This is a genomic window from Pseudoalteromonas sp. 31A1 (genome assembly GCF_011378815.1).
In the GTDB taxonomy this organism is placed as follows: Bacteria; Pseudomonadota; Gammaproteobacteria; order Enterobacterales; family Alteromonadaceae; genus Pseudoalteromonas; species Pseudoalteromonas arctica.
The window spans coordinates 78,708-93,430 of record NZ_WTKY01000011.1 but is presented as its reverse complement, the minus strand read 5'-3'; the positions used below and the strand labels follow the sequence as shown (position 1 = coordinate 93,430).

The window sequence follows — 14,723 nt, the reverse complement described above, 5'->3', positions numbered from 1 at the left end:
GTTCCGAATATGGCTTACAGTATTTATAAACCCTGCTATTCTAAAATCCAATATGCATAATTAAAATACTATCATGACCTTAGCAAGCTTACTGCGATTATTTTTTCTGGCCGCTATTTGGGGCGCATCATTTTTATTTATGCGAATGGCCGCTAACAGTTTAGGGCCTGCAGTATTAATTGAGTTTAGAGTTGGCTTTGCCGCAGTTACTTTATTTATTGTTGCCTTATACTTAAAGCGCCGCTTAGCCTTTACTGAACACAAAAAACACTTTTTTATTATAGGCGCGTTTAATTCGGCTCTGCCGTTTTTATTTTTTGCCTATGCAGCACAAACTATAAGCGCTTCTACTTTATCAATTTTAAATTCAACAACCCCTATTTGGGGCGTAGTAGTTGGTATTTTATGGACAAAAACAAAGCCTACCAAAAGTATGGTGCTTGGTTTATTACTTGGCTTGATAGGTGTTGCAATACTTGTTGGGCAAAATCACTTTGTACTAAATAGCCAATCAATCATAGCCATAGTAGCGGCATTAAGCGCTTCACTTTGCTATGCCATTGCATCACATTACACTAAAAATGCGCCCAAATTGGCTCCATTCGATAACGCTCATGGCTCAATGTGGGCGTCGAGTTTTATGGTATTGCCACTTATTTTATTTATGCCAATACGTGAAGTTCCAACCACCAACGTTATGCTAGGTGTATTAGTACTGGGCGTTGTATGTACCGCGCTTGCGTATATATTATTTTTTAAACTTATTGACGATATAGGCCCAACTTCAGCACTCACTGTCACCTTTTTAATTCCATTATTTGGCATATTTTGGGGGCATTTATTTTTAGACGAGCAAATAGGGCCAAATACATTACTAGGCGCACTATTTGTAATTGTAGGCACAATGCTAGTTACTGGTTTTTTACCACGAAAAAAACACTTAGCTAAAACAAGCTAAGTGCTTTTAATTTATACTACCTCTTACGTTAAGATTTACTGCTTATTCACTAATTTGGGATTGCTGAATAAGTAATAACAGCTCTGCAGTGGCGGTTGCATCGGCAAGTGCTCGGTGATGGCTGGTTAAATTTAAATTAAAGTGCGATGAGAGATTACCCAGCGAGTACGACTTTAAGCCTTTGAACGCTTTGCGCGACTCAACCACGGTGCACATTTTTGGCATTTTAAAAAAGTGCCCTGCCATCTCGCATTCTTTTTTAATAAAGCCGTAATCAAAATTAACGTTATGGGCTACAAAAATACTGCCTGCGAGTTTATCTAACAATGGCTGTGCTACTTCGGAAAATACAGGGGCGTTACGCACCATGCTGTCGCTAATACCGGTTAATGACGTTATAAATCCGGGTATGTGCCTCTGTGGATTTACAAGTGTCGTCCAGGTGTCTATTACTTTGCCGTGCTGTACTTTTACAAGGCCAATTTCGGTAATGCGGTTACCGCCTTTTAAGCCGCCCGTGGTTTCTATATCTACTACGCTGTAAATACGGTTTGGATCTACAAACCATTTAACGGCGGCAATATGTACCTCAAAGCCTACATTTTTTAAGTTATCAATGGTGGTTAGTTGGTTGCGCCTAAGTTTGTCGCCCGGTGCTTTTACTTCTTCAAAATGTACTTTGCCATTATTGATAACCATTAAGTCGGGGTAGCCGTCTTTTAGTTGTAAATAATGTTTGCTCATATTGGTTAAATGGGTAATTAATGCCTCATGCGGGCTATTTAAAATAAGTGCTTCTAACGGTTGTAGTAGCTCTTTATGCCATCTAAATAAACCATTAGGTTGCTCAAAGTATTGCGCTACATTTTTACACACTAAATTAAGTAATGCTTGCGACGTTTGGCACTGCGCTAAACGCTCATTTATTTGTGCTTGCTGCGCCTCATAAAAATTACCAAGCCTTAATACTTGCGGATAAATATCAAACTCATTGCATGGCGGATAAGGCGACTCCACAAATAACTCGTGCCAAAATACTAAACCAAACAAACTTTGCCAAAGCGTGTTTTCGGTATTAAATACAGCCATACCTTGGCGAGTATAATAATCGTTTACGCCCTGCTCTACTTCACCTCGGTACAGTTCATCTATTTCTAGCACGCACTGGGTATCGCTAAGCATGGCACTTAAACGCGAACGTGTTTTTTTATTAAACTTACGCATTAAAAAGTCGTCAGCAAAATACAGTAAATCATCCGTAAGTGGGTTTTCAATAATCGCTTCTAACCGTGCTTTTACCCACTCTTTATTGCCAAGCCTGTATTGCTCTCTTATCTGAATTTCTTGTGCTTCCCTGTCATCCACGCACCCTTCAAGTAAGCTAAAAGCAAGTTCGCTATCAACACCTTTTAATTGCCGATAAAGCCCGACTAATAATTTGTTTTTTAACGTAACAGCAATGGCACCGTGCGCGGCTTGCACTAAAACCTGTGGCGCTAAAGCAATATAATCACTCTCATCGGTTATATTTTTAAATGCTAACCGGTAACGGTTTAATAAATAGTTTGATTGCGCTTCGTCAAGTGTTTCAAAGCGCGACAAACTCTCGCTGTGGCCTTCGCGCGTAGCGGTTAAACCTAAATCTCGCATTACAAAACGGTTTTGATGATTCACATCACCACCGCTTAGTTTGCCTGCAAATAAAAACTCAAAATACTCGTAGTAATCACTGCGGTTATTAATTACATACTGGCTATAAAGTGGCGCAAGCTCATGTGGGCATACTTTAAAAAACTCACGGGCAATATCCACCAGCGCGCCTTTAGCGGCGCTCTTTTTAAAGCTTATTTGCTCTGGGTAATTACTTAGCAACTCCAGCAAAGCAGGTTTGGTTAAGTGAGCCAAAAGCTGCGAGTAATGCTGCTCGTTTGGCTCAAATAAAATACCGGCTTTTTTTAGCGTATAAATAGCCTGATGCGGCGAGGTTATTTCTTCGTAATTAAGCGACTGCGCCTGCACCAAATAAGGCTTTCGCGAGTACACGCGCGCCAACATGCATTGGCTTTGCTCATCTAGCTGATTAATTTTACTAATAAATTCGCTGTGTTTAGGCTCAAGTAAATGCATACATTTACTTGTTACAAACTCAATAAGCTCTCTAAAATGCGCTAAATAGTATTTTGCTGGTAATTCTTTTTTCATAATATCGCCACAACTGTATATAAAAACAGTATCCAGTATTTGCGCTTACTATTCAATCTTAAAGTTGTAATCAGTAATTGCTTATATTAGGCATATATAAATAATGTAGAGTCGATAAGCACTGAATGTAAAAAGCGACATACTACAAGCCATACAATACAAACAGAGCATGGTCATACATTGCAAAGGTGGTACAGGCCGCACAGGGGTTGGTCGCTGCGCTTATTTTAAATTCGGCAGGTTACACAAAAGAAGAGGTATACTATATGCCTAGTGCAAAGCACTCAACCAAAAGTACTGGCTATAAAACTGCACTATGATTATTTTAATAGGTTTGAGTTATGAGCAAAAGGTGACAACATTAACCTCTTATTATGCTCTTTTGAACGACTCTTTGGTGGGGAAATTTTGTCCAAAATATCCTCACCCAAATCAAACCTCGATTGATTTATTATAATTACCCCGCCATTAGTTTTTAAATGCTTAATTTTTTCTATTGGGAAAAGTAAAGCTTTTACCACATAACCATCTTTGACAATTACTAATATAAATGTGTCCATTTTTTCTAGTTTGGATTTATTTAAAGTGCATTGGTAAGATTTGCTATCTGCATTTCTTGATTTAATTTCAATTTTTCCATAATGCTTTGAAAAAGCATCAAAACCTTTTTGACAATTATCAGCAAGCTCCGCTTCAAGTTGCTGTGCAACTAGCTTCTCAACGTACTCACCTGTTACTCGAGCAACACTTTTAAACCCATTTTTTGATAATAGCTGGATTGCCTGAGCAATTTCTTTTTTAATCAATGAAGTAATCTCCAAACCCACTTTAAAACAAAACAATAATCAGTTGTTTTAGATGCACTTTAAAATGCCTTATTAGCCATTTTACAGTGCACCAACCATTTTTTTGAATTTATCGCGATTTCGTCGACGAGATGCCAGCTCTGTAATTAAAAAACTTAAACACGCTTGTAAGCTTTCTGCTTTATCGAGGCATTCTTCATCAGTTAAACTATGTACACCTTCACTAAGTAAACTATAAATTTTACCTAATGGGTTTAAGCCCTCTGGTTTTAAGTATTCAGGAAGTGCTTTATTGGCAACCTTAATTTTATCACTCATTGGAGATTCTTTGCGAAGTTCAGCAATTGCTAAATTGATTGGGTTTTCTGTATCTTCAGTATTTAAATCAGAAACTAAAAGATCTAACAGATTAGAAATATTCATTTCCACTATTCTTCGAAAGTAAGCAAAAGCAGCAATCCCATAGCCATTATTAAGGGAAATTAAAGCCTTTTCATAATATTCAGCATCTTGTTTGAAGAATTTTTGTAGTTTACTGTCTCTTTCAATTTTTTTGCGAGGACGTTGGCCATACTTTTGTACCTTTACGATATCGTCATTTACTATTTGCTCGACCAAAAAAGTGTGACTTTCATTTTTACAGGATACGCAGGTGTAAATCAGACAAGAAGTTCCTGATTTTAAGTATTCAATATTTCTACCACTCAATCCACCTCTAGGCCTTAAATCGTGAAATGGCCTAACTTGCTCACATACTTCACAAAACTCATCAATTTCAGATATCCATAAACTCGTTCTTAATTTTTTAGGTTGAGAAAAGGTTTTCCACGAATATAATGATGCGTTTTCTAGAAAATTTTTTATTATTTCATCTGATAAAACTTCCATAACACTCCAATAATTGAAATACAGTTAACAGCTTATCGAACTCCGTTTCTCTGGTTTATAACACAGTAAAACGGCTTAAATTACATGCCTTCATAGTTCCACTTATAATTACCTTTGTAAACAGCTGATTAAGGTAGCGGAAATAACGATCTGTTATTTTCCACTAAAGCGAAGGTTAATAATGTTATTGCACATAATCCTGCTGTTTTATATTTATTGGGTTAAATTTATGCTCTGTAACGCCCAATTATTGCTGCGACTTTAGCTACGTAGTATTACCTTTTGTTATAACTAATCTACTTATATTCCTTTTTAGAATATCAAAAATTAGCTATTGTCCGCCCATTCCAACTTTATGTGTCTACTAAAATGAAAAAACAGTTAATATCAGGCTTAGCTTTAACGTGTGCTTTAGGTTCGTTCAGTGCATTTGCTACTAATGGGTATTTTACACACGGCTACGGCATGACCCACAAAGGCATGGCTGGCGCAGGTGTTGCCCTTTCAGAAGAGTTAATGTCTGGCGCTAATAATCCTGCTACTTTTTTGCCAAACGGAACACAACTATCTCTGGGCTTAGAGCTTTTTTCACCTGAGCGAAAATACACTGCATCGAAAGTAGATACTTTTTACCCTGACGCTTTTTATCTTGAGGCAAAAACACAGAAAAGCGACAACTCCGTATTCGCCATTCCAGAATTTGCTATTGGCCACCAATTAAATGAAAAAGTAAATATTGGCTTATTAGTGTATGGCAATGGCGGTATGAATACCGAGTACGGCGCAGAATCCTCTCCTGAGGGGACTTTTTACGCTGGTACGACGGGCGTTGATTTAAAACAACTCTTTATTAGCCCAACAGTAAGCTATGAGTTGAATGAACAAACACGCCTTGGTGTATCCCCTATTTACGTGGTGCAACAGTTTGAAGCACAAGGGCTTGGAAACTTTGCTCCTTTTTCGCAGTCACCAGAAGCGCTTACAAATAATGGCACCGATACAAGCACAGGCCTGGGCATTCAACTAGGTATTAGCCAAGATATAAATTCGTCATTAAGTTGGGGGGCAAGTTACCGCTCATCAGTGTCTATGCAAGAGTTTGATAGCTATAAAGGTTTGTTTGCAGAGCAAGGCGGATTTGATCTGCCAAGTTCGTTTCAAATTGGTGCAGCTTATAAACTTACACCTAGTAATCAGGTGGTATTTGATTGGCAAAAAATAAATTACAGCGAAGTGAAAAGTATTTCAAACCCAGTCGATAACTTGATGTCAGCGCCTTTAGGGGCTAACGCAGGTGCTGGGTTTGGCTGGAACGATATGACTATTTATAAGCTTGGTTATCAGTGGCAGCGTACATCGCAACAAAAGATACGTTTTGGGGTGTCTTACACCGAGCAACCTATTCCTTCGTCGCAAGTTATATTAAATATTTTAGCGCCGGGCGTTCAAGAGTGGCATTTTACAACGGGCTTTAGCCATTCTTTTACCAACAAGGTACAATTAAACGCTATGGCTTTTTATTCGCCAGCTAAAAAAGTAACGGGTGCTAACTATTTAGCGCCAAATCAGCAAATATCAATCGAAATGAAACAAACCGGTTTAGGTGTTTCTATTGTTTGGGAAATTTAAAAAATGGTAACAGAATTCACCCCAGTATCGGCTGCAATAGGCGGTGCATTAATAGGTATAGCGTGTACGTTATTACTGGTTTTATACGGAAAAATTGCAGGTATATCGGGCATTGTTAAGTCTGTATTTGCTAAAGCAAATTCGGGCTCGCGTTGGCAGTTATACTTTATTTTAGGGTTGTTGTTGGCAGGTGTAGCTGTAAGAGTATTTGCCCCTTTTTTATTGGAGGGCGAATTACAGTTGCCGCCTTGGCTTATTATTGTTGCGGGGCTTTTAGTTGGCGCAGGCACAACTTTAGCTAATGGATGTACAAGTGGCCATGGCGTGTGTGGCATGTCGCGTTTTTCTACCCGCTCTTGGGTTGCAACGTGCACATTTATGCTCGTCGCCTTTATTACAGCAAACCTTGTAGGATAAATAATGAAAGCAATTATGATGGTTTTTATAGGCTTTATATTTGGCTTAGGGCTTATTATTAGCGGGATGACAAACCCCGCTAAAGTGATTAACTTTCTTACCTACGGGAACCAATGGGACGCAAGCTTAATTATAGTGATGGCTGTTGCCATGCTAATAATGATGCTTACATGGTTATGGGTTGCAAAAAAAGAGAAGCCACTTATTTCAGGCACATTTAATTTAAGTGATTTAAAAAAAGTTGATTCGCGCTTAATTATTGGCTCAGTACTTTTTGGTTTAGGATGGGGTTTAAGTGGCATATGCCCAGGCCCGGGCTTGGTTCAATTAGTGTCTCTTAAAATGGAGTTTTTATTATTTTTTGCAGCCGTGCTAGGCGGTATGTGGTTAGCCAAAAAAGTATAATATTTGCTGCCGACTAAAAATCGGCAGCTACTTTACCCAAACAAAGGTACATAACTTGCTGCAATATATAAAACTATATTGAACAGGTTTAAGTTATGCTAAATAAAGCGCTGGAATTTTCTAACAGCACACCTTGGTTAAGCGCAGCGTCCTCCCTTTTACTTATAGCTATACTGCTGTTTTTAATTCGTTTTTTTGTAATGTACTGGCTAAAAAAATGGACTTCAAAAACCACGTTTATATTCGATACTTTACTAATAGAGTCAATATCTAAGCCGCTAACACTGTGCACAATTATTGTGCTGCTCACCATTTTAGAGCACGACACCTTCATTATTAGTACTTCTATTTCTCAACAGATCCCCTTTAATAGCATTAATATTGTATTAGCGCTGCTTGCACTTATTATGTTTTTAGACCGCTTTATTATTGGCACTATTAATTACTATGGTGAACAATCTGCCGTGGTTTTTAATTCCAAAAGCATAATTAAAGGCGTGATACGCGTTACATTATCGTCAGTAGGGTTACTGGTATTAATGGGCACGTTAGGTATTTCTATTACGCCCATTATTGCCTCGTTAGGTATTACATCACTGGCTATTGCCCTTGCTTTGCAACCTACCCTCGAAAACTTTTTTTCTGGCGTGCAGCTAGTCATAGATAAACCTATAAGAGTGGGTGATTTTATTGAGCTTGAATCAAAAGAACAAGGCTTTGTTGATCATATAGGTTGGCGATCTACATGGGTTAAAATGCTACCTAATAATATGATTATTATACCTAATAGCCAATTATCTAAGTCGCGTATTATTAATTACTTTTACCCTGAAAAAGAGCTAAGCGTGCCTGTTGATATAAGCGTGCATTACGATTCAGATTTAGAATTTGTTGAGCAAGTAACACTTGAAGTGGCTCGTGAAATACTTATTTCACACGAATGGGGTGTTGATGATTACAATACCTTTGTGGTTTTTCATACCTTTGACAGATCAAGTATTAACTTTACGGTTATGCTGCGCGCAAAAGAATACTTTAATCGCTTTTGGGTTAAATCTGCTTTTATAAAAGCCCTGCATAAACGCTATAAAAAAGAAGGTATTGTAATCCCCTTCCCTATTACGGCTATTAACACGACTCAAGAAGCAGCTAAATTTAATAGTGATAAAAAGGTGCAAGGCAACACTTAAAAAAGCGCGAGTAACTCTCGCGCTAATAAGTATTAAAACTTGTAAGTTATTTGCCCAATAATTTCACGAGGGCTGCCAGGAAAGTGGCCGTTCCGCTCACTAAACCCACTTACAGCATATTCTTTATCAAACAGATTATTAATATTTACACTCAATAACACGTTATCAAAGCGACTCGTCCAGCTCATATCAAATACGGTAAATGGTTTTACTTTTTGACCACTTGTACTAAGTTGCTCACTTACGTAATTTGCACCAAAGGCAATTGATGAATCAATCGAATCCAGTGCGTAGCGAGTCCATAAACCTGCCTGGTGGCGTGGTGCATTAGCAAAGCGCGAACCATCTCCAAATGTATTTGAAAGCGTATCACCCGTTACGCCGTCTACCACTTGCGTATCGTTGTACGCGTAGTTAGCCGTTACGGTCCAGTGCTGCGACAAATCGCCAACTAAAGTTGTTTCAAATCCTCGGCTTTCTACTTCACCTATATTTAAAAGTGCAGCAATGCCATCCCCCGCGCCAGTATCGTCAGGGTTGCTCATTACCACGTTTTCTTTATTAATTTGGTAAATTGCAAAGGTGCTCATTATTTTGCCGTCAAGCCATTGGTTTTTCATACCCAGTTCGGTTTGCTTGCCGGTTTCTGGTTCTAAATTACCTTCGCCCTCTACATCTTCTTGGTCGGCTGACGATGTAGGGTTAAAGCTCTCTGAGTAGTTAATATATACCGATGTGTTTTCTACTGGCTGATAAGTAACAGCAACGCGCGGCGTTATGTCGTTATCTGAGTAACTAAAACCAGTTTCTTGATTAAACTCTTTAAAATGGTCATAGCGCAAACCTGCAATAATTGTCCACTGCTCGCCTACGCTAATTACGTCTTGTGCATACACACCAAATCGGTCGGTATCAACGCCATCGCGGTTCATGTCGGTAAGGTTATAAGTGCTTGGGTCGGTTTCACCGTAGTTTAAATTAAAAATATTTAAATTAGCGACGCCATCGGCCTCATATCGGGCACGTAAGTAGTCATATTCGGTATCAACGGTGTGGTAATCACCACCAAATAAAAACTGATGGGTTAATTGTCCTTGTCCAAAGTTATAAACAAAGTCGGTGGTTAAGCTTGCTTCTTTATTGGCACGAAATTGCTTACGGTATTCTCGTTTGATGGTTTCGTCATCAATGTTTGCTTCGCCATCACCATTTACATCTACCCAGCTTTGCGACTCATGGTAGGCTTGGTCTCGCTCGTTATCCATGTAGCGAAACGTAGTACTTAAAGAAAAATCATCATTAAAATAATGGCTAAGTTCTGCTTGAAGCACCAAAGCTTCCATATTTTGATAATCAACCGCTTCATTAGCGTTATAACTTGGGTCAACTAAAAAGTTGCCGTTGTCATCTACCGGTACGCCCCGTAAGCGGTTACCGCCCAGGTCTTGTTTTATGTAGTCAACACTTGTGGTTAAGGTTGTTGAATCACTTAAATCAAATAACAATCCGCCTGTTAGCTCGGTATTAGCTGAGTCTGCATTGTTACGAAAGCTGTCTTGCTCTTCATAATAACCACCCAATCTATAAGCCATTGTATCGTTTAAACCACCCGTCATATCGAGTGATGCACCACGGGTGTTGTAATTACCCAAAGTAAGCTTTAATTCGCGTTTTTGTGTGTAGCTTGGCTTTTTAGTTACGTAATTAATCATCCCACCAGGTTCGCCACCGCCATACAAAGCAGAGGCAGGCCCTTTTAATACTTCAACACGTTCTACATTAAATAACTGCGGTACACCAAAGCCCGAATATGGGTCGCCACGCACACCATCGTAAAATACATTTGCGTCATCTCTAAAACCACGAAAAGTTACGCCTGAGTAGCTATATTCGCTCACTCCCGCAATAGATCGGTACAAATCGGTAATGTCACGCGCTGCTTGGTCAATAATAAGTTGCTCGGTTAATACCTGCGCAGATTGCGGAAGCTTAATAAGATCTAAATTAGTTTTAGTCCCAATTTTACTTTCGGTTTCTAGGTAAAATTGCTGGGCACGGCCAGTTACTTCAATAGTTTCAATGTCGTCGTTTTGTTGTGAAAAAGCTATATTAGAAAAAACAGATAAAGACGCAGCAATACTTAATGCCAAATAATTAGGGTTAAACATGATAATTCCTGGGAGAAGTGTAGATAGCCAACAACCTAAATGATAACTTTTATCATTTTCATAATCAACACAAGGGCGGGTTTAATACATCTAAATATTAGAACTAATATTACTTAAAACAGAGCGCTAGCCCTTTTATTGCAGTTAAAATAAAACCCCTACTGCACTAAATGCGGTAGGGGTTATTAAGTAGTTCTTAAATTAGTTTTAGCGTGTAATTTACCCAGCAATATTGCTAATTTGAATTACTGGAGACACGTTAGTAAAGTTAACTAAATCAGCGGCTATTGCCTCTTGATGAGGTGCAAAGGCTTGCTGAAAAGATTCTACCGATTCAAACACTAAATGCCCCATAGCAATATAAGTTGGCGCTTCGCCCGGTGCGCCACCTGCTAAACCTGCATCTGCACTACTTGATATAAGCGCTTTACCAACTAACTCTGCAACTAGGGGTAAATGTGTTTTACAGTAGTAGTCCATATCGAAAGTAGCACTTTCATTATTTGGGTATAATACGCTTACTTTAATCATTACATTCTCTCTTTTATTTACTAAAAAATTTAAAGCTGTGCTAATAAACAGCTTTACAAACTAGTGTTCAAAGCGTCTTTAAAATAGTATGAATCATACTTAAGTAAAAAGCGCATAAGTGAGCAGTCGCTCAATTATGTAGCATTCATGCTCATAGCGCCAGTAATTTGATTGCAGTGCTTATTTTAATTAAGGTGATACTTCGCTAATTTACTTAAGTGCGGGTCGTTTTTTTAAAAGGTTTGGGCGGCAAAGACTCTACAAAGTTAACGCACGTATTTACCCAATATGCTAAATCAGAATCAGACTCAAAACCTTCAGGCAAAATATAAACCAAGCCCTTAACTGGTTTTACTGTAAGGTCGCTCTTCTAATCCTCTGTCAAACGCCATTTAGTGCCTATATTTTTAATAAGCACATTACACACTTAATAACGGTAATAGCACTTAAACCTAAGTGAATAAAATAATAAAAGGTGGTTGGGAAAGGTATACAAAGAGTAGGTATAAAATTATTTTGGACTTACAGTTTATATCAAACCGCACTAATCAAAGCTGATTGAGCTGACACTAGTGCGGTTCAAAAGTAAGTATAAAACTAACTAATTCAATTTTAATAAACCAAAATGCTTATGCAGACAGTTGCACTTGAGCATCTGCTGCAGATACTTTTTTCATGCTGCCTTGTTGTTCAAGACGAATATGCCAGCTAAACGCTTCTTCAAGTAAATGAGGGGTGTGCCCACCACGCTCACAAGCGCGATTGTAGTAATCTAACATATCGTCACGGTAATCTGGGTGCACGCAGTGCTTAATGACTTGTATTGCTCGCTCACGCGGCGCTAAACCGCGTAAATCAGCTAAGCCTTGCTCGGTTACTAAAATATCAACATCGTGTTCGTTATGATCAACATGACTGGCCATAGGCACTACGCTTGAAATAGCGCCATTTTTAGCAATCGATTTAGTCACAAATATTGCTAAATGAGCATTACGAGCAAAATCACCCGAGCCACCAATACCATTCATCATTCGTGTGCCACAAACATGTGTTGAATTTACGTTGCCATACATATCAAACTCAAGCGCGGTGTTTATTGCAATAATTCCCAAACGGCGCACTATTTCAGGATGGTTAGAAATTTCTTGAGGGCGTAACACTAGCTTGTCTTTGTATTGTTCTAAATTATTAAATACTTGCGCATTACAACGCTCCGATAACACAATTGAGCTGCCCGATGCAAAACTAAGCTTACCTGCATCAATTAGGTCAAACGTCGAATCTTGTAGTACTTCAGAGTACATTGTTAGGTCTTTAAAGTCAGAATCGAGTAGTCCCATCATCACAGCATTTGCAATGTTACCAATGCCTGCTTGTAGCGGTCCTAAATTAGCTGGCAATTTATTTTGAGCCACTTCTTCTTTAAAAAAGTTAACTAAATGGCGCGCAATAGCGGCGGTGTCTTCATCAGGGTCGGTAACGGTAGAAAACGAGTCGCTTTGGTTAGTAAAAACAATACCAACAATTTTTGCAGGATCGATAGGAATTGCAGTGCTGCCAATTCTATCATCTACTTTAACTAACGGCATTGGTTGACGAGTAGGACGATACGAAGGAATATATATGTCATGCAAACCTTCAAGATTCGGGTTATGCAGCATATTAATTTCAACAATGACTTCTTTGGCAAAAATAGCAAAACTCGCTGAATTACCAACCGATGTAGTCGGCACAATATGCCCTTTTTCGGTAATGGCAACGGCTTCAATAACAGCCACATCAGGCATGGTTAATTGATGGTTACGTAAATGCTCAACTGTTTCAGATAAATGCTGATCAATAAACATTACTTCACCGTTATTAATCGCTTTACGTAAAGTGCTGTCTACTTGAAAAGGCATACGACGCGCTAAAATACCCGCTTCTGTTAATAGCTTGTCGAGATCATTACCTAATGACGCACCCGTCATTAAATTTATTTTGATTGGATTTTTTTTGACTTGCTCAATTAATGCTCTGGGTACTGCTTTAGCTTCTCCGGCGCGAGTGAAACCACTCATCCCTACAGTCATTCCATCTTTAATAAATTGGCTTGCTTGTTCTGCCGGCATCACCTTGTCGTGCAGGTTACTATTGCGAATACGTTCCAAGTGCATACTGAGCTCCTCTCTAAATTTGACATTATTCTAATCCTAACTTCGTACTACACAATCTAGACTTAAGTCGTATTTACGAACCGAGGATGAGCAACATGTTTAAAAGGGAGGCTAATTTACTTTTAATTAATACTATCATGTAGTTATTAGTAATATTTTTAACAAAAATGACATAACAATCTATAAAGTAATTTATAAAGTAATCTATAAATAAATAGTATTATTTAATTAGAGGAATTCTTTTTGAGGAATTAAGTTTATTAGTTCAAACACCCAAATGTTGTTTGAAGTGTAAGTTGGCATACGAACATAGATTTTTATTGGGCTACAGCGCCGTAAGTGAAGTATAACTTGGCATAATATTGAAGCTTATAATGGCATAAAGTTACCAAATACAGGCTTTATGAAGCCAACCACTTAATAATGCGGCCCAGTTTAGTTGACTGCTATGTGCCATGAGCGGACTGTCGTAACCTTAGACTCTTGTTACGTGTTTTCAACTTGAACCGGTAAAATTTCTTTTAAAAATGGAAATTCGTAAATACAAGACGAATTAATTTTTTTACGAATAGCATCGTCACCATCACCATGTTTTGCCAAACAAAGATAATACTTGGTGTTTTCATGGATAGCATAAATGAGCCATTCACCAGTTGTTTTTTGTTCTTCTCTACGTCTCTGTAAGTTACCCGTAACGAGATCGTTCACTATATGAGAAATATCCTCGGCAGTCATATATTGCTCTTCACCACTTTTTTTAGCATCTATTATTCTTTGCTTAAAATAAGGGATACTGTAATTTTTTAGCGCATTATTAACATTTTGAGCTAGCCCAGAAATGCTACCATCCATGTAATGTTTATGCCAAAGTCCTTTAAGTGGAGGTCTTTTAAATTCAGATTGCTCTTTAGTGTGGCTTTCAGGTTCAGTTCCCTCAAGAAACTTCACCTCATGCATGACAGCATCAACATTTATAATACTATTTTCAAATCCAAAGAATAAGTCTAACAAAAACGATACGCTATAGCGGTTTTCTAATACCTCGGCTATCCGAATCATTATTTTAAAATCGTTAATTTTTGCGTACATATCAGGGGATTCTTCTTGAAACTTATCTAAGAAAATATTCTCCAAATTCACTCCTTTTGCCTCACAAAAATTTTCCATATAGAACTCCATGATGATTACAACACTGACACGTAACGCCGCAATAAGCGGACTAAAATTGTTGGTTATAATGTGTAGCGAAGCGAAACTTAACCAACTGTTTTAGTTCCGTTTAATTGCCTTGTATGGATAATAAACCCATAAATTAATTAATACTTTAACCAAGTTCGGGTAATGTGAGGCCCAAGCTTTGGCTGCAACCAAAG

The 14,723-nt window shown here is 38.3% G+C and carries 12 protein-coding genes and 1 pseudogene; 6 read left to right on the top strand and 7 right to left on the bottom strand.

What is annotated here, in order from left to right:
* Positions 1–73 precede the first annotated feature (73 nt).
* The gene (locus GQR52_RS11765; RefSeq protein ID WP_165728572.1) at positions 74–958 is read left to right on the top strand and encodes a DMT family transporter; all 885 of its coding nucleotides are present in this window, start codon (positions 74–76) and stop codon (positions 956–958) included.
* Between the two features lie 42 nt (positions 959–1,000).
* Here the strand turns inward: GQR52_RS11765 and GQR52_RS11760 are convergent, their stop codons facing one another.
* Positions 1,001–3,160 (bottom strand): exonuclease domain-containing protein, encoded by a 2,160-nt coding sequence (locus GQR52_RS11760; protein WP_165728571.1) that lies wholly within the window; start codon positions 3,158–3,160, stop codon positions 1,001–1,003.
* Between the two features lie 130 nt (positions 3,161–3,290).
* Here GQR52_RS11760 and GQR52_RS20545 point away from each other — a divergent pair.
* Positions 3,291–3,505 (top strand): annotated as a pseudogene (locus GQR52_RS20545) (tyrosine-protein phosphatase); the annotation flags it as partial.
* Here GQR52_RS20545 and GQR52_RS11755 read toward each other — a convergent pair.
* Positions 3,481–3,966 (bottom strand): hypothetical protein, encoded by a 486-nt coding sequence (locus tag GQR52_RS11755; protein WP_165728570.1) that lies wholly within the window; start codon positions 3,964–3,966, stop codon positions 3,481–3,483. The pseudogene GQR52_RS20545 and the gene GQR52_RS11755 overlap by 25 nt on opposite strands.
* An 81-nt stretch (positions 3,967–4,047) precedes the next feature.
* Positions 4,048–4,854 (bottom strand): hypothetical protein, encoded by an 807-nt coding sequence (locus GQR52_RS11750; RefSeq protein ID WP_165728569.1) that lies wholly within the window; start codon positions 4,852–4,854, stop codon positions 4,048–4,050.
* Positions 4,855–5,223: 369 nt separating this feature from the next.
* Here GQR52_RS11750 and GQR52_RS11745 point away from each other — a divergent pair, with 369 nt between their 5' ends.
* The 4 genes from GQR52_RS11745 to GQR52_RS11730 all read left to right on the top strand — a co-directional run bounded on the left by GQR52_RS11745 (position 5,224) and on the right by GQR52_RS11730 (position 8,495).
* Positions 5,224–6,483, top strand: coding sequence for an outer membrane protein transport protein (locus GQR52_RS11745; protein WP_165728568.1), 1,260 nt, complete (start codon positions 5,224–5,226; stop codon positions 6,481–6,483).
* Between the two features lie 3 nt (positions 6,484–6,486).
* The gene (locus GQR52_RS11740) at positions 6,487–6,900 is read left to right on the top strand and encodes a YeeE/YedE thiosulfate transporter family protein (RefSeq protein ID WP_165728567.1); all 414 of its coding nucleotides are present in this window, start codon (positions 6,487–6,489) and stop codon (positions 6,898–6,900) included.
* 3 nt (positions 6,901–6,903) lie between these two features.
* Positions 6,904–7,305, top strand: a complete 402-nt coding sequence (locus tag GQR52_RS11735) for a DUF6691 family protein (protein WP_165728566.1) — start codon at positions 6,904–6,906, stop codon at positions 7,303–7,305.
* Positions 7,306–7,400: 95 nt separating this feature from the next.
* A complete protein-coding gene (locus GQR52_RS11730) occupies positions 7,401–8,495 on the top strand; it encodes a mechanosensitive ion channel family protein (RefSeq protein WP_165728565.1) in 1,095 nt (364 codons plus the stop codon).
* A gap of 32 nt (positions 8,496–8,527) precedes the next feature.
* Here the strand turns inward: GQR52_RS11730 and GQR52_RS11725 are convergent, their stop codons facing one another.
* The 4 genes from GQR52_RS11725 to GQR52_RS11710 all read right to left on the bottom strand — a co-directional run bounded on the left by GQR52_RS11725 (position 8,528) and on the right by GQR52_RS11710 (position 14,517).
* Complete coding sequence (locus GQR52_RS11725; protein ID WP_165728564.1) at positions 8,528–10,663, bottom strand: TonB-dependent siderophore receptor; 2,136 nt, start codon at positions 10,661–10,663, stop codon at positions 8,528–8,530.
* A 219-nt stretch (positions 10,664–10,882) separates the two neighbouring features.
* A complete protein-coding gene (locus tag GQR52_RS11720; RefSeq protein WP_007584064.1) occupies positions 10,883–11,194 on the bottom strand; it encodes an EthD family reductase in 312 nt (103 codons plus the stop codon).
* Between the two features lie 629 nt (positions 11,195–11,823).
* Positions 11,824–13,350: an acetyl-CoA hydrolase/transferase family protein gene (locus GQR52_RS11715; RefSeq protein ID WP_165728563.1), complete on the bottom strand. Its 1,527-nt coding sequence runs from the start codon at positions 13,348–13,350 to the stop codon at positions 11,824–11,826.
* A 486-nt stretch (positions 13,351–13,836) separates the two neighbouring features.
* Positions 13,837–14,517, bottom strand: coding sequence for a hypothetical protein (locus GQR52_RS11710; protein ID WP_165728562.1), 681 nt, complete (start codon positions 14,515–14,517; stop codon positions 13,837–13,839).
* Between the last annotated feature and the right edge of the window lie 206 nt (positions 14,518–14,723).